Origin of the sequence: Pseudomonas helleri (genome assembly GCF_045830615.1) — a bacterium.
GTDB classification, from domain to species: Bacteria; Pseudomonadota; Gammaproteobacteria; order Pseudomonadales; family Pseudomonadaceae; genus Aquipseudomonas; species Aquipseudomonas helleri.
The window spans coordinates 3,590,539-3,609,755 of sequence record NZ_CP174501.1 but is presented as its reverse complement, the minus strand read 5'-3'; the positions used below and the strand labels follow the sequence as shown (position 1 = coordinate 3,609,755).

17 protein-coding genes are annotated in these 19,217 nt (G+C 59.7%); all 17 read left to right on the top strand.

Annotated features, from left to right (window positions below; genetic code table 11):
* The first annotated feature begins 44 nt into the window (after positions 1–44).
* The 17 genes from ACJJU9_RS16235 to ACJJU9_RS16155 all read left to right on the top strand — a co-directional run bounded on the left by ACJJU9_RS16235 (position 45) and on the right by ACJJU9_RS16155 (position 19,064).
* The gene (locus ACJJU9_RS16235) at positions 45–1,832 is read left to right on the top strand and encodes a flagellin (protein ID WP_407728989.1); all 1,788 of its coding nucleotides are present in this window, start codon (positions 45–47) and stop codon (positions 1,830–1,832) included.
* A gap of 157 nt (positions 1,833–1,989) precedes the next feature.
* Positions 1,990–3,354 (top strand): flagellar filament capping protein FliD, encoded by a 1,365-nt coding sequence (gene fliD, locus ACJJU9_RS16230; RefSeq protein ID WP_407728988.1) that lies wholly within the window; start codon positions 1,990–1,992, stop codon positions 3,352–3,354.
* A gap of 95 nt (positions 3,355–3,449) precedes the next feature.
* Positions 3,450–3,845: a flagellar export chaperone FliS gene (gene fliS / locus ACJJU9_RS16225; RefSeq protein ID WP_407728987.1), complete on the top strand. Its 396-nt coding sequence runs from the start codon at positions 3,450–3,452 to the stop codon at positions 3,843–3,845.
* An 18-nt stretch (positions 3,846–3,863) separates the two neighbouring features.
* On the top strand, positions 3,864–4,157 hold the full coding sequence (locus ACJJU9_RS16220; protein ID WP_048371434.1) for a hypothetical protein: 294 nt from the start codon (positions 3,864–3,866) through the stop codon (positions 4,155–4,157).
* Between the two features lie 178 nt (positions 4,158–4,335).
* Positions 4,336–5,811, top strand: a complete 1,476-nt coding sequence (locus ACJJU9_RS16215) for a sigma-54 dependent transcriptional regulator (protein WP_153336187.1) — start codon at positions 4,336–4,338, stop codon at positions 5,809–5,811.
* 281 nt (positions 5,812–6,092) lie between these two features.
* Positions 6,093–7,238 (top strand): PAS domain-containing sensor histidine kinase, encoded by a 1,146-nt coding sequence (locus ACJJU9_RS16210; protein ID WP_227024842.1) that lies wholly within the window; start codon positions 6,093–6,095, stop codon positions 7,236–7,238.
* Between the two features lie 5 nt (positions 7,239–7,243).
* Positions 7,244–8,605: a sigma-54-dependent transcriptional regulator gene (locus ACJJU9_RS16205; protein WP_407731002.1), complete on the top strand. Its 1,362-nt coding sequence runs from the start codon at positions 7,244–7,246 to the stop codon at positions 8,603–8,605.
* An 841-nt stretch (positions 8,606–9,446) separates the two neighbouring features.
* Positions 9,447–9,779, top strand: coding sequence for a flagellar hook-basal body complex protein FliE (gene fliE / locus ACJJU9_RS16200; RefSeq protein ID WP_048371428.1), 333 nt, complete (start codon positions 9,447–9,449; stop codon positions 9,777–9,779).
* 15 nt (positions 9,780–9,794) lie between these two features.
* The gene (gene fliF / locus ACJJU9_RS16195; protein WP_048371426.1) at positions 9,795–11,585 is read left to right on the top strand and encodes a flagellar basal-body MS-ring/collar protein FliF; all 1,791 of its coding nucleotides are present in this window, start codon (positions 9,795–9,797) and stop codon (positions 11,583–11,585) included.
* Positions 11,578–12,600 carry a flagellar motor switch protein FliG gene (fliG, locus tag ACJJU9_RS16190; protein ID WP_048371424.1) on the top strand — a complete coding sequence of 341 codons (1,023 nt, stop codon included), beginning with the start codon at positions 11,578–11,580 and terminating at the stop codon, positions 12,598–12,600. The genes fliF and fliG overlap by 8 nt, the downstream gene beginning before the upstream one ends.
* Positions 12,601–13,368 (top strand): flagellar assembly protein FliH, encoded by a 768-nt coding sequence (gene fliH, locus ACJJU9_RS16185; RefSeq protein WP_407728986.1) that lies wholly within the window; start codon positions 12,601–12,603, stop codon positions 13,366–13,368.
* A complete protein-coding gene (fliI, locus tag ACJJU9_RS16180; protein ID WP_048386051.1) occupies positions 13,358–14,716 on the top strand; it encodes a flagellar protein export ATPase FliI in 1,359 nt (452 codons plus the stop codon). Before fliH ends, fliI begins: the two co-directional genes overlap by 11 nt.
* A gap of 6 nt (positions 14,717–14,722) precedes the next feature.
* Complete coding sequence (gene fliJ, locus ACJJU9_RS16175) at positions 14,723–15,175, top strand: flagellar export protein FliJ (protein WP_048371419.1); 453 nt, start codon at positions 14,723–14,725, stop codon at positions 15,173–15,175.
* A gap of 146 nt (positions 15,176–15,321) precedes the next feature.
* A complete protein-coding gene (locus ACJJU9_RS16170) occupies positions 15,322–15,627 on the top strand; it encodes an STAS domain-containing protein (protein WP_153336189.1) in 306 nt (101 codons plus the stop codon).
* Positions 15,624–17,333 (top strand): SpoIIE family protein phosphatase, encoded by a 1,710-nt coding sequence (locus ACJJU9_RS16165; protein ID WP_407728985.1) that lies wholly within the window; start codon positions 15,624–15,626, stop codon positions 17,331–17,333. Before ACJJU9_RS16170 ends, ACJJU9_RS16165 begins: the two co-directional genes overlap by 4 nt.
* 30 nt (positions 17,334–17,363) lie before the next feature.
* A complete protein-coding gene (locus ACJJU9_RS16160; protein ID WP_048386048.1) occupies positions 17,364–17,729 on the top strand; it encodes an Hpt domain-containing protein in 366 nt (121 codons plus the stop codon).
* A gap of 75 nt (positions 17,730–17,804) precedes the next feature.
* Entirely contained in the window at positions 17,805–19,064 is a 1,260-nt protein-coding gene (locus ACJJU9_RS16155; RefSeq protein WP_407728984.1) for a flagellar hook-length control protein FliK, read from the top strand.
* Positions 19,065–19,217: the final 153 nt, after the last annotated feature.

The following is a 19,217-nucleotide window of genomic DNA, read 5'->3' as shown; positions in this document are numbered from 1 at the left end:
GCCAGGGCCGGAAGCCGCAGTATTTATCTAATGAGGATTTCGTCATGGCTTTATCCGTAAACACCAACGTCACGTCCCAGACCGTTCAGAAGAACCTGAACAAAGCCGGTGATGCGCTGAGCACCTCGATGACCCGTCTGTCTTCCGGCCTGAAAATCAACAGCGCCAAAGACGACGCCGCTGGCCTGCAGATGGCCAACCGTCTGACCTCGCAGACCAAAGGCATGACCGTTGCCATCGCCAACGCCAACAACGGTACGTCGATCGCACAGACTGCTGAAGGCGCGATGCAAGAGTCGACCAACATTCTGCAGCGTCTGCGTGAACTGGCTCTGCAGGCGGCGAACGGTGACAAAAGCGACGCTGACCGTTCGGCCCTGCAACAAGAATTTACAGCGAAAACCGGTGAACTGACCCGTATCGCCCAAACCACCACCTTCGGTGGTCGTAATCTGCTGGACGGCTCGTTCCAGAACCAGGCCTTCCAGGTAGGTGCTGATGCCAACCAGACCATTTCGTTTGGCATGAGCGATATCAGTGCTACTGCGTTGAAAGGTTCTTACAGTGAAGCGAGCACCAGCGGTACTGCGTTGAAGGGGTTGAGCGCAACTACAGTTGGTACTGTGTTGAGCATAAAAACTGAGGTCACCGCGGTCGCTTCTCCAAAGGCCACTACTGCGACAGATAAAATTAAGATTAATGGTGAAGAAATTTCATTTGATGATGCCGAAGCCGGCACCGCCGCTGCTGATGCGGCAGTGACAGCCATTAATGGTAAAACGGATAAAACCGGTGTCACTGCCAGCGTTGCTGAGGGCAAGTTGGTTCTAACGTCCAAGAGTGCCATTAAGCTCGAGGCAGTGATCGATCCTGCAGTTAAGGCTCAGGATGCAGTTGGAACTGAAGGTGAGGAAGGCTACATTCCAGCAGTTGCAGGAAAAGCTGCCGGTGATAACGCAGGCTTGGCAAATCTTGGTCTGGATACAGCAACTACTGCTCAAGTGCAGCCAGCATTAACAACCAAGATGGCCACAGATGGAAGTGTTACTGTAAATGGCAAGGAGGTTACATGGGACACAACCAAGACAATGGACGATGTCTTGAAAAGTTTGGCGACCCAAGCAGGTGATGGCGCCAAGGCTACGTTTGAAAATGGGCGGGTATCTTTAACCACCAATGATGGCAAAGATATCAAGCTGGCTAACACTAAGGGTGGTTCCTTGGATCAGTTGGGCCTCTCGGCGGGTACATCTCAAGCGAAATTGTCTGCTGATACCTCGATTGAGCTTAACGGTGTTGAGGTCAAGTTCAAGAAGGGCGATTCTACGGACACTATCGTTTCGTCGATTAACAGCGCCAGCACTGGCGTAACGGCTAGCAAGAATGATGACGGTACTTTGAAGTTGTTCTCCACCAAGGACATTTCTATCAAGGATGGTGCTTCAGGTTCAGGTTTGAAGGCGCTGGGGCTTACAGGCGCCTCTACAGATCCGGCCACGAAAGCCACTACCGTCGAAACCACCGTCGCCGACCTGAGTATTCTGACAGCCGCTGACTCTCAGCGTACCGTGCAGGCACTGGCTGATGCGATCCAGCAGATCGACACTCAGCGTTCGGCACTGGGCGCGGTGCAAAACCGTTTCACCAGCACTGTGTCCAACCTGCAGAGCATTTCCGAGAACTCGAACGCGGCACTGGGTCGTGTTCAGGACACCGACTTCGCCTCCGAAGCCGCTGAGTTGACCAAGCAACAAACCCTGCAACAGGCGTCCACCGCGATCCTGTCTCAGGCGAACCAACTGCCGTCCGCTGTGATGAAGCTGCTTCAGTAAACATCGCGTTCGGTTGAACACAAGGGGGCGCGTTTACGTGCCCTTTTGTTTTTTGGTGTGCTGTAGCGCAGGTGGCATGAATTGTGATGATTTCTGCTGCCCAGGCTCTTCTCGCCAATAAAATGGCAGCCGCCGAAACCGAATAAGGAGAATACAGATGGCCAGTTCAACCATTACCGGTGTCGGCTCGGGTTTCGATACAGTCGGTATCGTCAAGGCTTTGGTGGACGCCGAAAAAGCCCCCAAGCAGAGCCAGATCACCAAGCTGCAAACCAGTACCACCACGCAGTTGTCTGCTGTGGGTAGTATCAAAGTAGCGCTCGAAAGTTATCGCACCGCGATTGACAAGCTCAACAGCGTGTCCAGTTTCAACGGACTCGTGGCCTCGTCGTCTGACGAGAAAATTTCCAAGGTCACCATTGATGACAAGGCGTCGGCTGGCAAATACGCGCTTGACGTCACGCAATTGGCGACCGCCTCCAAAGTTACCAGCAAGGTTTTTGAGGGCGGCAGTTCTGCCGTGGTCAATGCGGGAAACGAAGCTACGACGCTGACCATTTCGCAGTCTGACAACGATTACAACGTCAGTATCCCGGCTGGCGCAACGATGCAGCAGACCCGCGAAGCTATTAACACGCAATTGCAATCTAAGGGCATCAGCGCCAACGTGTTGACCGATGCCAATGGCTCGCGGCTGGTCATCAGTTCGCAGACCACCGGTAAGGGCACGGATATCACCCTGAGCGGTGACTCTGAGTTGTCCAGCGGCTTTGACGCCGGTAAAGCTCCGGCGAATGCCCAGTACACCATCGACGGTATTGCGATGGAGTCCTCAAGCAATAAGATCACCTCGGCCATCAGCGGTGTGACCTTGGAATTGATCGACACCAAGGCGTCCACCATCACTGTGGCGTCCAATACCGATACGCTGAAAACCTCGGTGCAGTCGTTTGTCACGGCCTATAACACGTTGCTGACCAGTATCAATACGCAAACCAAAGTGACGGCCACCGGCGATGCATCGACCACTACGTCAGGGGCTCTGACGGGTGATGCTTCGATGCGCCAACTGGTCAGCAGTCTGCGCAGTGAGTTGTTGCAAAACACCAGTGGTTCAAGCGTTGGTAACTTGTCTCAAATGGGGATCGGCACCGATGCCAAAACCGGGCTGTTAAGCCTGGATGACACCAAGTGGAACGCCGCCGTGGCGACCAAGAATGGCGCGACTGAAATTGCCAAGGTGTTTACTGGCGACACCGGTTTGATCTCTCGCATGGATAAAGCCACTAGCAGTTATGTGGGGACCACGGGCCTGCTGGCCACTCGCGCTGCAGACTTGAACACCAAGTTGACGGGGTTGACTACGCAGCAAGCCGATCTGGATCGGCGCATGGATGCGCTCAAGTCTTCCCTGACCGCCAAATACACGGCGATGGATGGCCTGATTGCGAAGATCAACGCCAGCAGCTCCAGCATCATGACCACGCTCAATTCGCTGAATAACCCGAAGTCGAATAACTGATTTCCGGGCATCTGGTGCGGCTTGAGCGCTAAAGCTTTGAGCCCCGGCGCCGACATAAGAAGTAAGACTTAGCCCATTTGTGATGAGGTAGAAACATGAACCCGATGCGCGCCCTTCGTCAGTATCAGAAGGTCAATTCCCACGCTCAAATCTCCGAAGCCAGCCCTCATCGCTTGATTCAAATGCTGATGGAAGGCGGTCTGGATCGCATGGCCCAGGCCAAAGGTGCGTTGAGCCGTGGTGATATCCCGCAGAAGGCACTGTTGCTGACCAAAGCCGTCGACATTATTGGCGGTTTGCGTCAGGGCCTGGATGCTGACAAGACCGACGACAAGGCGGCGCTGCAGCAACTCGATGACCTGTACGAATACATGGCTGTGCGTCTGACCCAGGCCAATATCAAAAACGATTCTGAAATCATCGACGAAGTCGCGCGCCTGCTGATCACGGTGAAAAGCGGCTGGGACGAGATCGCCCCGCAATCAATCTAATGGCCTGAGGAGTGCGTCATGAGCCAACTGCAACGAATTCAAGAAACCCGCGACGCGCTGATCGATGCCCTGGCGGCGCGCAATTGGGATGCCATCGGCGAGCTGGACTCGGCGTGCCGTGAATGTGTTGAGACAGTACTCGACGAACGCCCGCTGGACGAAGCGGTGCTGCGCGAAAATCTGGAGGGGTTGTTGGTGGTGTATCGCATGCTGCTGGAGGCCGCTACGGACGAGCGGCAACTGGTCGTCGAACAAATGGCGCAGATCAACCAAGCAAAAAATGCTTCAAAGGTTTACCATTTGTTCGGTTAAGGCATAAGAAGTATAGGGTTAATCTGTTTGGCGGCGCCATAAATTTGACTGTGTATGTTTTTTTGACTTAACTAGTACGTATTCTGTTTCAGTCGCCTCACACATCCAACAGGATCGGGGCGGCTAGTGTGCTCCACATTGTCCGGAGCGCTGAGTTTACTAGGGAAGTTGCTATTGCATGTGGCGTGAAACCAAAATTCTGCTGATTGATGACGATAGCGTCCGCCGCCATGACCTGGCGGTAATTTTAAGTTTTCTCGGCGAAGAGAATTTAACCAGCCCTAGTCACGAGTGGGAGCAGGCGGTTACAGGCCTGTCGTCCAGCCGTGAAGTGCTCTGCGTGCTGATTGGCACGGTGAGCGCTGCTGGCGGAATTTCAAGCCTGCTTAAGACACTCGCAGCCTGGGATGAGTTCCTGCCCATTCTGCTTTTAGGTGATATTTCTTCGACCGAGCTGCCCGACGACCAGCGTCGTCGCGTGCTGTCCAGCCTCGAAATGCCGCCCAGCTACAGCAAATTGCTCGATTCGCTGCACCGTGCCCAGGTCTATCGTGAAATGTACGATCAGGCCCGTGAGCGCGGTCGTCATCGTGAACCCAACCTGTTTCGCAGCCTCGTCGGCACCAGCCGGGCGATTCAGCACGTGCGCCAGATGATGCAGCAAGTGGCCGACACCGACGCCAGCGTGTTGATCCTCGGCGAGTCCGGGACCGGCAAGGAAGTGGTCGCGCGCAACCTGCATTACCATTCCAAGCGCCGCGATGCGCCGTTTGTGCCGGTCAATTGCGGGGCGATCCCGGCAGAGCTGCTTGAAAGCGAGCTGTTCGGGCACGAGAAGGGCGCGTTCACCGGAGCCATCACCAGCCGCGCCGGGCGTTTCGAACTGGCCAATGGCGGCACGCTGTTCCTCGATGAAATCGGCGACATGCCGCTGCCGATGCAAGTTAAACTGCTGCGGGTGTTGCAGGAACGCACCTTTGAGCGCGTGGGCAGCAACAAGACCCAAAGCGCCGATGTGCGGATCATTGCGGCCACCCACAAAAACCTCGAAAGCATGATCGAAGTCGGCGCCTTCCGCGAAGACTTGTACTACCGCCTCAACGTGTTCCCGATTGAAATGGCGCCTCTGCGTGAGCGGGTGGAAGACATTCCGCTGCTGCTCAACGAGCTGATTTCACGCATGGAACACGAAAAGCGCGGCTCGATCCGCTTCAACTCGGGCGCCATCATGTCGCTCTGCCGCCACGCCTGGCCGGGCAACGTCCGCGAGCTGGCCAACCTGGTTGAGCGCATGGCGATCATGCATCCCTATGGCGTGATCGGCGTGGCAGAGCTGCCGAAAAAATTCCGCTATGTCGACGATGAAGACGAGCAGTTGGTCGACAGCCTGCGCAGTGATATGGAAGAGCGCGTTGCCATCAACAGCCACACGCCGGACTTCACCACCGGCGCGATGCTGCCGCCTGAAGGCCTGGACCTCAAGGACTACCTGGGCGGGCTGGAACAAGGCTTGATCCAGCAAGCGCTGGACGACGCCAACGGCATTGTGGCCCGCGCGGCCGAGCGCCTGCGGATCCGTCGTACCACCCTGGTTGAGAAAATGCGCAAATACGGCATGAGCCGCCGCGAAGGCGAAGAGCAGGGCGACGACTAACCCCGCCCTAACTGTAGGAGCGAGCTTGTCTCGCGATCTTTTGATCTTTTAAAAAGCTCGCGAGACAAGCTCGCTCCTACAGGGTCCAGTTTCAATCCTTTGATCTGCGTCAACGCATCCCCCTTCATCGAGCCAATGTTATTTTTCGGGCACGGGTATTGCTTTGCTTGGTTTAACGAACCGTTTTATGACGGTCAGCCACGCGAGAACGTCCCATGCCCCACGCCGCCCAACAGTCCTCGGTCCCTGATCTCGCAGGGGCTGCCGCGTCTCTGAGCACCATGCCCGCCAACGCGGCGCAGCTTGAGCAGGCGTTCTCGCTGTTCAATCAGATGTCGACCCAGTTGACCGACTCCTACAGCCTGCTGGAAGCCCGGGTTGCCGAGCTTAAAGGCGAGCTGGCGCTGGCTGGGGAGCGGCGCGTGGCTGAGCTGGCAGAAAACCAGCGGCTGGCCAATCGCTTGCAGCACCTGCTGGACTTGCTGCCCGGCGGCGTCATTGTGATCGACGATCGCGGACTGGTCAGCGAGGCCAACCCGGCGGCATGCGAGCTGTTGGGGCTGCCGCTGCAAGGTGAATTGTGGCGCCAGGTGATTGCCCGCTGCTTCGCGCCGCGTGAAGACGATGGCCATGAAATCTCGCTTAAAGACGGCCGTCGCCTGTCGATTGCCACCCGCTCGCTGGATCCGGAGCCGGGGCAACTGGTGTTGCTCAACGACCTGACAGAAACCCGGCGCCTGCAAGACCAGCTGTCCCGGCACGAACGTTTGTCGTCGCTGGGGCGCATGGTCACCTCCCTCGCGCATCAGATCCGCACGCCCTTGTCGGCGGCGTTGATCTACGCCAGCCATTTGACTGAACAAACGTTGCCGGTCGAAACCCAGCAGCGCTTTGCAGGGCGCTTGAAAGAACGCCTGCACGAACTGGAACACCAGGTGCGCGACATGCTGGTGTTTGCCCGTGGCGAACTGCCGCTGGCGGATCGGGTTTCCCCTAAAGCCTTGATGCAAGCATTGCAGGCAGCGGCACAGACCCACGTTGAGGGTGTGTCAATGCGTTGGCAGTGCGATGTGCACACCGGGCTGGTGCTGTGTAACCGCGACACGCTGGTGGGCGCGCTGCTCAACCTCATCGAAAACGCCCTGCAAGCCGGTGCGGTGCGCCTCAAGGTGCACCTGTATGCCCGCGACAACCAGCTGCGCCTGTGCGTGAGCGATAGCGGCAGCGGCATCGAACCCAAAGTGCTGGAGCGTTTGGGCGAACCTTTTTTCACCACCAAGGCCACCGGCACCGGGCTCGGACTGGCTGTGGTCACCGCCGTGGTGCGTGCGCACCAGGGTGATCTGGGCTTACGTTCGCGGCTGGGGCGGGGCACCTGTGCCTTGCTCAGCTTGCCGCTGATTGCCGTTGCAGGGGAGGCTAACTGATGGCGATGCAAATCAAAGTGCTACTGGTCGAGGATGACCGCGCCTTGCGTGAAGCGCTGGCCGACACGTTGTTGTTGGCCGGTCACGACTTCAAGGCCGTCGGCTCCGGCGAAGAAGCATTGCACGCGGTGGCGGGCGAAGCCTTCAGCCTGGTGGTCAGCGACGTCAACATGCCGGGCATGGACGGCCACCAACTGCTGGGCCGCCTGCGCGCCAGCCATCCGCAGTTGCCGGTGCTGTTGATGACCGCCCACGGCGCGGTAGAGCGTGCCGTCGATGCGATGCGTCAAGGTGCGGCGGATTACTTGGTCAAGCCGTTTGAACCCAAAGCCTTGCTTGATCTGGTGGCACGCCATGCGCTGGGCAGCCTGGGCGCGGCAGACAGCGAAGGCCCGGTGGCGGTTGAACCGGCCAGCACGCAACTGTTGGCGCTGGCGGCGCGGGTGGCCAAAAGTGACTCGACGGTGTTGATTTCCGGGGAGTCGGGCACCGGTAAAGAAGTGCTGGCGCGTTACATCCACCAGCATTCCAGCCGGATCGATCAGCCATTCGTGGCGATCAACTGCGCGGCGATCCCGGACAACATGCTCGAAGCCACCTTGTTCGGCCACGAAAAAGGCTCGTTCACCGGCGCCATTGCAGCGCAGGCGGGCAAGTTCGAACAGGCCGATGGCGGCACCTTGCTGCTCGACGAAATTTCGGAAATGCCCCTGGGCCTGCAAGCCAAGTTGCTGCGGGTGTTGCAGGAACGTGAAGTCGAGCGCGTGGGCGGGCGCAAACCCATTGCCCTGGATATCCGCGTGATCGCCACCACCAACCGTGACCTGGCCGGTGAAGTGGCGGCGGGGCGCTTCCGCGAAGATTTGTACTATCGGTTATCGGTGTTTCCGCTGGCCTGGCGCCCGTTGCGAGAACGCACCGCCGATATCGTGCCGTTGGCCGAGCGGCTGCTGGCCAAGCACATCAGCAAAATGAAGTATGCTCCGGTGCGTTTCTCGGCGCAGGCCCAGGCGTGCCTGGTGGGTTACCCGTGGCCGGGCAATGTGCGTGAACTGGACAACGCAATCCAGCGGGCGCTGATCCTGCAACAAAGCGGCTTGATTGAAGCGGCCGACTTCTGCCTGGCCGGGCCGGTGACGTACGCGCCGCTGCCTGCGGTGGCGCCGGTCGAGTCGTCCGGCGCGTTGGGCGACGACCTGCGTCGCCATGAGTTTGAAATGATCATCGACACCTTGCGTGCCGAGCGGGGGCGGCGCAAAGAAGCGGCCGAACGCCTGGGCATCAGCCCGCGCACCTTGCGCTACAAGCTGGCGCAAATGCGTGATGCCGGGATGGATGTTGAGGCGTACTTGTTTGCTGCAACCTGAAAAACCCCTCACCCCAACCCTCTCCCGGAGGGAGAGGGAGCTTTATCTCGGGTGTTTCTGGATTCAGTGCAAGACTTGCAGATTGCAGCAAAGCACCGGCATCCCCTGGTCAGTTCCGACTCCCTCAGGGAGAGGGCCAAGGAGAGGGAGCTTTGTCTCGTGTGTTTCTGGATTCAGTGCAAGACTTGCAGATTGCAGCAAAGCACCGGCATCCCCCGGTCAGTTCCCACTCCCTCAGGGAGAGGGCCAGGGAGAGGGAGCTTTATCTCGGGTGTTTCTGGATTCAGAGCAAGGCTTGCAGATTGCAGCAAAGCACCGGCACCCCCCGGTCGGTTCCGACTCCCTCAGGGAGAGGGACAGGGAGAGGGAGCTTTATCTCGTGTGTTTCTGGATTCAGAGCAAGGCTTGCAGATTGCAGCAAAGCACCGGCATCCCCCGGTCAGTTCCCACTCCCTCAGGGAGAGGGACAGGGAGGGGGAGCTTTATCTCGGGTGTTTCTGGATTCAGAGCAAGACTTGCAGATTGCAGCAAAGCACCGGCATTCCCCGGTCGGTTCCGACTCCCTCAGGGAGAGGGTCAGGGAGAGGGAGCTTTATCTCGGGTGTTTCTGGATTCAGTGCAAGACTTACAGATTGCAGCAAAGCACCGGCATCCCCCGGTCAGTTCCCTCTCCCTCCGGGAGAGGGCTAGGGAGAGGGGCTTTTGATGTTCAACCTATCCTTTGCGATGTTTTGTAACGTTAATCGTGCGAAAACGACAAAGAGCTGGCACCCTTGTTGCTATACCTCACTACGAGCAGTGAAAGTGTCAAAAAAATGCGGGTCGGCGGAGGCCATAGTCCATGAGCCAAGGTATTGAATTTAATCGATTGATGTTGGATATGCGGGCCATGCAAATGGACGCCATGGCTCAACCCAAATCGGCTGTGCAGGCCGCTCCTGAAGCGGGTGCACCGAGCTTCTCCGACATGCTCGGCAACGCGATCAACAAGGTCAGCGAGACGCAGCAAGCGTCGTCGCAGCTGTCCAACGCGTTCGAAATCGGTAAAAGCGGTGTCGACCTGACCGACGTGATGGTTGCCTCACAAAAGGCCAGCGTGTCTTTCCAGGCGATCACGCAAGTGCGTAACAAGCTGGTTCAGGCGTACCAAGACATCATGCAGATGCCGGTTTAAGGGCGATATTAAGTCATGGCAGATGCACTTCCGGAAAACGTTCCGGCCAAGTCAGGCCTGGGTGGCGGCAAAGGGCCGCTGTTCGGCTTGTCCTTTCTGGACAACCTGGCCGAGATGACCATGTTGCGTCAGGTCGGCCTTATGGTCGGTCTGGCGGCGAGCGTGGCAATCGGTTTTGCCGTGGTGTTGTGGTCGCAACAGCCCGATTACCGGCCGCTGTACGGCAGCCTGGCCGGGATGGACGCCAAGCAGGTCATGGAAACCCTGGCCGCCGCCGATATTGCCTACACCGTTGAACCCAATTCCGGCGCCTTGCTGGTCAAGGCCGATGACGTCTCACGGGCGCGGCTCAAGCTCGCGGCCGCAGGCGTCACCCCTTCAGACGGCAACATCGGCTTCGAAATCCTCGACAAAGACCAGGGCCTGGGCACCAGCCAGTTCATGGAAGCCACGCGCTATCGCCGTGGTCTGGAAGGCGAACTGGCACGGACCATTTCCAGCCTCAACAACATCAAGGCTGCCCGCGTGCACCTGGCGATCCCGAAAAGCTCGGTGTTCGTGCGCGATGAACGCAAGCCCAGCGCCTCGGTGCTGGTTGAGCTGTACCCCGGCCGCTCGCTGGAGCCTGGCCAAGTGATGGCGATCATCAACCTGGTGGCCACCAGCGTGCCGGAGTTGATCAAGTCCCAGGTCACCGTGGTCGATCAAAAGGGCAACTTGCTCTCGGATCAGGCGGAAAACTCCGAGCTGACCATGGCCGGCAAGCAATTTGATTACAGCCGGCGCATGGAAGGCATGCTCACCCAGCGCGTGCACAACATCTTGCAACCGGTGCTGGGCAACGATCGCTACAAGGCCGAAGTCTCGGCAGACGTTGATTTCAGCTCGGTCGAGTCCACCTCCGAGCAGTTCAACCCCGACCAGCCGGCCTTGCGCAGCGAGCAATCCACCAACGAACAACGCACCGCCAGCAACGGCCCGCAAGGCGTACCGGGGGCGTTGAGCAATCAGCCGCCAGCCCCGGCCACCGCGCCGCAGCAAACCGGCCAGGCCGGAGCAGCAGGCGCAGGCATGGTGCAACCGGGCCAGCCGCTGCTGGATGCCAACGGCCAGCAAATCATGGACCCGGCCACCGGCCAACCGATGCTGGCGCCGTACCCGGCCGACAAACGCTCGCAGTCGACCCGCAATTTTGAGCTCGACCGCTCCATCAGTCACACCAAGCAGCAGCAGGGCAAAGTCAATCGCCTGTCGGTGGCCGTGGTCATCGATGATCAGGCCATCGTCAACCCGGCCAACGGCGAAGTCACCCGCACGCCGTGGAGCGCCGATCAATTGGCGCGCTTCACCCGCCTGGTGCAGGACGCCGTGGGCTTCGATGCCAGCCGCGGTGACAGTGTGAGCGTGATCAACGTGCCGTTCTCCTCCGAGCGCGGCGAAGTGATTGCCGATATCCCGTTCTACTCGCAGCCCTGGTTCTGGGATGTGGTCAAGCAAGTGCTGGGCGTGCTGTTCATTCTGGTGCTGGTGTTCGGCGTGCTGCGCCCGGTGCTCAACAACATCACCGGCAACGGCCGCAACAAGCAGGTGGCGGGCATTGGCAGCGATGCCGAAATGGCCGGCATGGGCGGTCTGGACGGTGAGCTGGCCAACGACCGCGTGAGCCTGGGCGGGCCGCAAAGCATCATGTTGCCGAGCCCGAGCGAAGGCTATGACGCACAACTGAATGCCATCAAGAGTCTGGTAGCCGAAGACCCGGGCCGCGTGGCCCAGGTCGTCAAAGAGTGGATCAACGCCGATGAGTGATAACCGAGCTGCCGCCAATGCCAAGCTGACCCGGGTCGACAAGGCAGCGATTTTGCTGCTGTCGCTGGGCGAAGCCGATGCCGCGCAAGTATTGCGGCACATGGGGCCCAAAGAAGTGCAGCGCGTGGGTGTGGCGATGGCGCAGATGCGCAACGTGCACCGTGAGCAAGTCGAGCAGGTGATGAGCGAGTTCGTCGAAATCGTCGGCGATCAGACCAGCCTCGGCGTCGGCTCTGACAGCTACATCCGCAAAATGCTCACCTCGGCCCTCGGCGAAGACAAGGCCAATGGCCTGATCGACCGTATTCTGCTGGGCGGCAACACCAGCGGCCTCGACAGCCTGAAGTGGATGGAGCCGCGCGCCGTGGCCGACGTGATCCGCTTCGAACACCCGCAAATTCAGGCCATCGTGGTGGCCTACCTCGACCCCGATCAGGCAGGCGAAGTGCTCGGTCATTTCGACCAGAAGGCGCGGCTGGACATCATCCTGCGCGTGTCCTCGCTCAACACCGTGCAACCGGCGGCGTTGAAAGAGCTCAACCAGATCCTCGAGAAGCAGTTCGCCGGTAACTCCAACGCGGCGCGTACTTCGCTGGGCGGGATCAAGCGGGCCGCCGACATCATGAACTTCCTCGACAGCTCGATGGAAGCGCAGTTGATGGACTCGATCCGCGACATCGACGAAGACCTGTCCGGGCAGATCGAAGACCTGATGTTCGTCTTCAACAACCTGGCCGATGTCGACGACCGCGGCATTCAGGCGCTGCTGCGCGAAGTGTCTTCGGACGTGCTGGTACTGGCGCTCAAGGGCTCTGACGACAACGTTCAGGACAAAATCTTCAAGAACATGTCCAAGCGCGCGGCCGAACTGCTGCGCGACGACCTGGAAGCCAAAGGCCCGGTGCGCGTCAGCGACGTCGAAACCGCGCAAAAAGAAATCCTCACCATTGCCCGCCGTATGGCCGAAGCCGGAGAAATCGTTCTCGGCGGGAAGGGCGGCGAAGAGATGATCTAAGTGAGCAACGGCGAGTCACCCGGGGATGTAATCCGCGCCAAGGATGTCGGTGCTTTCGACGTATGGGGGCTGCCCAGTTTTGACCCCTGGCAGGAAGAGCCCGAAGAACCCGAGCCGGAACCGGTTGAAGAACTGCCCGCCGACAGAGAAGTGCCGCTCGAAGAAGTCCAGCCGCTGACCCTCGAAGAACTCGAAAGCATCCGCCAGGAAGCCTGGAACGAAGGCTTTGCCACCGGCGAAAAAGAAGGGTTTCACAGCACCCAGCTCAAAGTGCGCCAGGAAGCCGAAGTGGCCTTGAATGCCAAGGTCGCCAGCCTCGAACGTTTAATGGGCAGCCTGCTGGCGCCGTTGGCCGAGCAGGACCAGCAGCTTGAAAAAGCCATGGTCGGGCTGGTCGAGCACATGACCCGGCTGGTGATCCAGCGCGAGCTCAAAACCGACTCAAGCCACATCGAGCAAGTGCTGCGCGACAGCTTGAAACTGCTGCCGATGGGCGCCGACAACATCCGTCTGTTTATCAACCCGCAAGACTTTGACCAGATCAAAGCCCTGCGCGAGCGCCATGACGAGCGCTGGAAAATTGTCGAAGATGACAGCCTGCAACCGGGCGGCTGCCGCATCGAAACCGAACACAGCCGCATCGACGCCAGCATCGAAACGCGGATCAAACTGGCGATGAGCCAACTGTTTGATCAACTGCACGAGCAGTCGCTGCACCCGGCCGCGCCGGACATCGACGTCGACCTGGACCAGCCCCATGCGCCTTAAGCGCACCAGCTTCGCCAAGCGCCTGAGCGGCTATGCTCCGGCGGTGTCTTTACCGGCCCAGCCGGTGGTCGAAGGGCGGCTGTTGCGCATGGTCGGCCTGACCCTTGAAGCCGAAGGCCTGCGTGCCGCCATGGGCAGTCGCTGTCTGGTGATCAACGACGACCTGTTTCACCCGGTTGAAGTCGAAGCCGAAGTGATGGGTTTTTCCGGCAGCAAAATTTTCCTGATGCCGGTGGGCAGCGTGGCCGGGATCGCGCCGGGTGCCCGCGTGGTGCCCTTGGCCGACACCGGCCGCTTGCCAATGGGCATGAGCATGCTCGGCCGGGTGCTCGACGGTGCGGGCCGCGCCCTGGACGGCAAAGGCTTGATGAAAGCCGAAGACTGGGTGCCGATGGACGGCCCGACCATCAACCCTCTCAAGCGCGACCCCATCAGCGTGCCGCTGGACGTGGGCATTCGCAGCATCAACGGATTATTGACGGTCGGTCGTGGCCAGCGTCTGGGCCTGTTTGCCGGTACCGGCGTGGGCAAGAGCGTGCTGTTGGGCATGATGACGCGCTTTACCGAGGCCGACATTATCGTGGTGGGCCTGATCGGTGAGCGGGGCCGTGAGGTGAAGGAATTTATCGAGCACATCCTCGGTGAAGAAGGCCTCAAGCGTTCTGTGGTGGTTGCTTCGCCTGCCGACGATGCGCCGCTGATGCGTTTGCGCGCGGCCATGTACTGCACGCGGATTGCCGAATACTTTCGCGACAAGGGCAAAAACGTCCTGCTGTTGATGGACTCGCTGACCCGTTTTGCTCAGGCCCAGCGGGAAATTGCCCTGGCCATTGGCGAACCGCCCGCAACCAAGGGCTACCCGCCGTCTGTGTTCGCCAAGCTGCCCAAGCTGGTGGAGCGCGCCGGTAATGCCGAAGCCGGAGGCGGCTCGATTACTGCGTTTTATACCGTGTTGTCCGAAGGCGATGACCAGCAAGATCCGATTGCCGACTCGGCGCGGGGCGTGCTCGACGGGCATATCGTGCTGTCGCGGCGTTTGGCCGAAGAGGGCCATTACCCGGCCATCGACATTGAAGCGTCCATCAGCCGGGTCATGCCGTCGGTGGTCAGCGCCGAGCATATGCGCCGGGCGCAGCAATTCAAACAACTGTGGTCACGCTTCCAGCAAGCACGGGACTTGATCAGCGTGGGCGCCTACGTGGCCGGTGGCGACCGTGAAACCGACACCGCCATTGCCCTGCAACCAGCCATGGTCGCGTACCTGCGCCAAGGGCTAAACGACAACATCAGCCTGGGCGAAAGCGGCGGCCACCTGGCCAGCCTGTTCGCCCCGGCGGCGGGTGGTTAAACGATTATGGCGAGCGGAGGAAGGGCAGCGCGTCTGGCGCCGGTGGTCGAAATGGCCGAAAAAACTGAAAAGGCAGCTGCCCAGCGATTGGGGCACTTTCAGGGCCAGGTCAATCTGGCCAACAGCAAGCTGGGCGACCTTGAGAACTTTCGGGGCGAATACCAGGCGCAATGGGTCGAGCGCGGTAGCCAGGGCGTAACCGGCCAATGGCTGCGCAACTACCAATACTTTCTGGGCCAGCTTGAAACCGCGGTGGGCCAGCAACGCCAAAGCCTGCAATGGCATGAAAACAACCTCAACAAAGCCCGCGAATCCTGGCAACAGGCCTACGCCAGGGTTGAAGGGTTGCGCAAACTGGTCCAGCGCTACGCCGACGAAGCGCGCCAGCTTGAAGACAAGCGCGAGCAAAAACTGATGGACGAACTATCCCAGCGCCTGCCACGCAAAGAAGTCTACTAATCCCGCATGCCCCTGTAGGAGCGAGCTTGCCTCGCGATCTTTTCATCGTTTAAAAGATCGCGAGACAAGCTCGCTCCTACAGCCTGCGCAGGTTTTCAGAGCGTCTATAGTTCAGGTCAATCGATACCTGAACCAGGAGCTACCCCATGGCCGTGACTTCTCACGTTTCAGCCGACGGCAACCAACTGACCATCGCCATCAAGGGCCGGTTTGATTTTGCCAAGCATCAAGACTTTCGTGATGCTTACGAAAAGAGCGTCCCCAAACCCGACTCGATTGTCGTGGACTTGAAAGAGGCCACCTACATCGACAGTTCCGCCCTGGGCATGCTGTTGTTGCTGCGCGATCACGCCGGTGGCGATGAAGCCGAGATCCAGGTGGTCAACAGCAGCAACGATGTGCGCAAAACCCTGGCCATCTCCAATTTCGACAAGTTGTTCGACATCAAGTGAACCCGCCCCAGGCTCGCGGCCTGACGATATTGATCGCCGAAGACAGCGCTGCGGACCGGCTGTTGCTGGCCACTATCGTGCAGCGCCTGGGCCATACCGTGTTGCTGGCCAGTAACGGCGCCGAGGCCGTGGAGGTCTTCCGCCAGCAGCGCCCGCATCTGGTGCTGATGGATGGCCTGATGCCGGTGATGGACGGCTTTGAGGCGACGCGCCAGATCAAGGCGCTGGCCGGGGAAGTGCTGGTGCCGATCATCTTCCTGACGTCACTCAATCACGCCGATGCATTGACCCGCACCCTGGAGGCGGGCGGTGATGACGTGTTGCTCAAGCCGTATAACCCGATGCTGCTGGCCGCCAAGATCACTGTCATGGATCGCCTGCGGCGCCTGCAAGACACCGTGTTGCAGCAGCGTGACCAGATCGCCCGGCACAATGTGTATTTGCTCAATGAGCAGCGTGTGGCCAAGGCGGTGTTTGACCGGGTGGCCCACGAGGGCTGCCTGAGCGCCCCGAATATCCAGTATCGGCAGTCGCCGTACGCCTTGTTCAACGGCGACTTGCTGCTCGCCGCCCACACGCCTTCGGGTGATACCCATCTGCTGCTGGCCGACTTTACCGGCCACGGTTTGCCGGCAGCCATTGGTGCGATGCCCTTGGCTGAGGTGTTCTACAGTATGACGGCCAAGGGCTATGGCCTGGGCGAAATGCTCCGTGAAATGAATGCCAAGCTCAAACGCATCCTGCCGGTCGACATGTTCTGCTGCGCCCACGTGGTCTGTGTCAGCGCGCTGAGGCGCAGCCTTGAAGTGTGGAGCGGGGGAATGCCCGATGGCTATTTGCACTCCCTGGCCACGGGGCAACGTACCGCGCTCAGTTCGCAGCATTTGCCGCTGGGGGTGTTGAAGGCCAAGGCGTTTGACCATTCAACTCGGGTGATGCCCATGCTGCCCGGCGACCAGTTGTTCTTGCTCACCGATGGCGTAACCGAAACCACTGGCCCGGATGAACAGCTGTTTGGTGCGCAACGGTTGCAGCGCGTGCTGGAGGCCAATCGCGACCCGCAGCATCTGATCGATGAAGTCGAGCAGGCGTTGCGGCAGTTCCAGGGGCAGATCCGTGATGACGTCAGCATGGTGCAGATCACCTCGCAGGTTGCCCCGCGCCTGGGAATGCCCGCGATGCTCTACACCGACAGCGGCCAATGCAGCCCGCTCGACTGGTCCGCCCGTTTCGAATTCCGGGCGTCGACGCTGCAACAGTTCAACCCGCTGCCTTATTTGCTGCACATGCTGATGGAGGTGCATGGCCTGCGTGCCCAGGGCGCTCAGATCCATGCGGTGCTGTCCGAGCTGTATAGCAATGCGCTGGAACATGGCGTGCTGGGTCTGGATTCTCGGCTCAAGCGGGACGCTAAAGGTTTTGCAAAATATTACGAATTGCGCAATCTGCGTCTGATTGCGCTAAAAAGTGGTTACGTTCGTGTTGCTATGAACGTGGTGCCAGATCGCCAGGGTGGTCGTCTGACACTTCACGTAGAAGATAGCGGGCCGGGCTTTGACGTGGCCAGCATGCTGGCCAGACCGCTTGATCTCGACCGTTTGTCGGGGCGCGGTTTGAGTCTGGTGCGCCAGCTCTGCCCGTCCGCGCGGTGGTCCGACGAGGGTCGTACAGCGACCGTAGAGTTTTTATGGGAGGCTCTGGCATAATCCGAGCATTCTTGATCAAGGAGTGAACAAGTGTCTGAAATTCATATGGATGAGCAAGTCATCAGTTCGTTACGCGAGGTGATGGAGGAGGGGTTTGCAGACCTGCTGGACACCTTTCTCTCAGACTCCGAAGAACGTATCGACCAATTGCACAATGCCCAGGAAGCCCGCGACCTGACCCTGGTTGCGCACAGCTTCAAAGGCAGCAGCAGCAACATGGGCGCCACCCGCCTGGCGCTGTTGTGCGGTCAGCTCGAAGAGCGTGCGCAAAAGAAGCAACTGGCGGACATCAAAGAGCTGGTCATCGAAATCAATGACGAATACCAAATGGTCCGCCAGCTGTATCGTGCCGAGCGCCAGAGGGTGAGCGTCTCCAGTTACCTCTCGGGCAACTGACGGCAAAGCTGGCCCGAACCTTGCTCTGTCTCTTCCACCTGTACCGATGCCTGCCGTACAGCGGAGACTTTGCCAATGCCACTCGCCGCCAACCCGTTCCTTCAGACACCTGCCGTCGCTGCGTCCAAAGCCGCAACGGGCAAAGCTGCACAGCCTGACGTCGAGCCCGTAAAAACAGGGGGCGAGCCGTTTTCCAGGGTCTATGCCAAAGCGTCTGACGCCACCTCGAGTGTCACCAGCAGCAAGCCTGCCATAACACGCGATGCGAGCAATAACAGCGCTGAAAACCCACCGCCTGCTGTTGCCGATAGCGGCAAACCCTTGCCTGCTGGCAAGTCTCAAAGCACCGATCAAGATGACACGCCGGTCAAACCTGACGACGGCCTGCCGACTGCCGACATCACACCCCCTGCTGTGCAAACGCCACCGGCGGTAGCAGAAACGCCTGCGCCTGTCGCCCCGGCACAGCCTGATGAGCAAGCTGCGCAACTGGCCGCCGTGAACATGGCCGTGCAAGCGCCGCCACCGCCTGTGGTGGATGACACCTTTGACCCGCAAGCCGATCCGCTGGATGACATGCCCGCTGTGCGCCTGGCCATGGAGCAGGGCGGCCATGTGTCCGCCAGCAGCCAGTCACCGGCGAAAAATGCTCAACCCGACACTCCGGCCAGTGCGAGCCAGGGCCAGCCGAACGCGATTGCGCAGATGCTTGAGCCCAAAGCCGACGCCTCCAGTACGGGTGAGGGCGGTGAAAAAGCCTTCAAGGGGCTGGTGGATGACGGCCTTAAAGACCTCAAAAGCGCTTCCAGCGACACCCGTGTCGATGACTTTGCCAATCGTCTGGCTGCGCTGACTCAGGCGGCCGTGCCGAAAACCGCGAATGCGCTGCCGGTCAATCAGCCGCTGGCCATGCACCAGAGTGGCTGGTCGGAGGACATCGTCAACCGCGTGATGTACCTGTCCAGCGCCAACCTCAAATCCGCCGACATCCAATTGCAACCGGCGGAGCTTGGGCGTCTGGATATTCGCGTCAACGTCGCGGCGGACCAGTCCACGCAAGTCAACTTTGTCAGCGGTCATGCGGCCGTGCGTGAAGCGCTGGACAGCCAGATGCACCGCCTGCGCGACATGCTCGCCCAGCAGGGCATGGGCCAGGTCGACGTCAATGTGTCGGACCAATCGCGCAATTGGCAGGGCCAAGGCCAGGAGCAACAAGGCCAGCAGCGCTCCCGGGCCAGTGGCGCGCGCCTTGACGACGACACGCCGTTAGCCGCCGCCGAACCCGTCGCCCCCAGCATCGTGCTGGGCACCAGCGCCGTGGACTACTACGCCTGAACCCCAAATGGCCTTGTAGTCGCTGCCGGGGCACGAGGCTGCGATGGGCTGTAAGCACCCCTAAGTGGCGGTCCTGCGGCCCGCACGCAGCCTCGTGCCTCGGCAGCGACTACAAGTGTTATGCCCCCTCCAGTTCTGGCATAACACTTGCTC

What these genes read in the sequence shown, in the direction of transcription:
- fliE (WP_048371428.1), top strand. Translation starts at nt 9,447, where the DNA reads ATGAGCCAAGGTATTGAATTTAATCGATTGATGTTGGATATGCGGGCC.
- ACJJU9_RS16215 (WP_153336187.1), top strand. Translation starts at nt 4,336, where the DNA reads ATGTGGCGTGAAACCAAAATTCTGCTGATTGATGACGATAGCGTCCGC.
- ACJJU9_RS16205 (WP_407731002.1), top strand. Translation starts at nt 7,244, where the DNA reads ATGCAAATCAAAGTGCTACTGGTCGAGGATGACCGCGCCTTGCGTGAA.
- fliI (WP_048386051.1), top strand. Translation starts at nt 13,358, where the DNA reads ATGCGCCTTAAGCGCACCAGCTTCGCCAAGCGCCTGAGCGGCTATGCT.
- ACJJU9_RS16235 (WP_407728989.1), top strand. Translation starts at nt 45, where the DNA reads ATGGCTTTATCCGTAAACACCAACGTCACGTCCCAGACCGTTCAGAAG.
- fliS (WP_407728987.1), top strand. Translation starts at nt 3,450, where the DNA reads ATGAACCCGATGCGCGCCCTTCGTCAGTATCAGAAGGTCAATTCCCAC.
- fliD (WP_407728988.1), top strand. Translation starts at nt 1,990, where the DNA reads ATGGCCAGTTCAACCATTACCGGTGTCGGCTCGGGTTTCGATACAGTC.
- fliF (WP_048371426.1), top strand. Translation starts at nt 9,795, where the DNA reads ATGGCAGATGCACTTCCGGAAAACGTTCCGGCCAAGTCAGGCCTGGGT.
- ACJJU9_RS16155 (WP_407728984.1), top strand. Translation starts at nt 17,805, where the DNA reads ATGCCACTCGCCGCCAACCCGTTCCTTCAGACACCTGCCGTCGCTGCG.
- ACJJU9_RS16220 (WP_048371434.1), top strand. Translation starts at nt 3,864, where the DNA reads ATGAGCCAACTGCAACGAATTCAAGAAACCCGCGACGCGCTGATCGAT.
- ACJJU9_RS16210 (WP_227024842.1), top strand. Translation starts at nt 6,093, where the DNA reads ATGCCCGCCAACGCGGCGCAGCTTGAGCAGGCGTTCTCGCTGTTCAAT.
- fliJ (WP_048371419.1), top strand. Translation starts at nt 14,723, where the DNA reads ATGGCGAGCGGAGGAAGGGCAGCGCGTCTGGCGCCGGTGGTCGAAATG.
- ACJJU9_RS16170 (WP_153336189.1), top strand. Translation starts at nt 15,322, where the DNA reads ATGGCCGTGACTTCTCACGTTTCAGCCGACGGCAACCAACTGACCATC.
- fliG (WP_048371424.1), top strand. Translation starts at nt 11,578, where the DNA reads ATGAGTGATAACCGAGCTGCCGCCAATGCCAAGCTGACCCGGGTCGAC.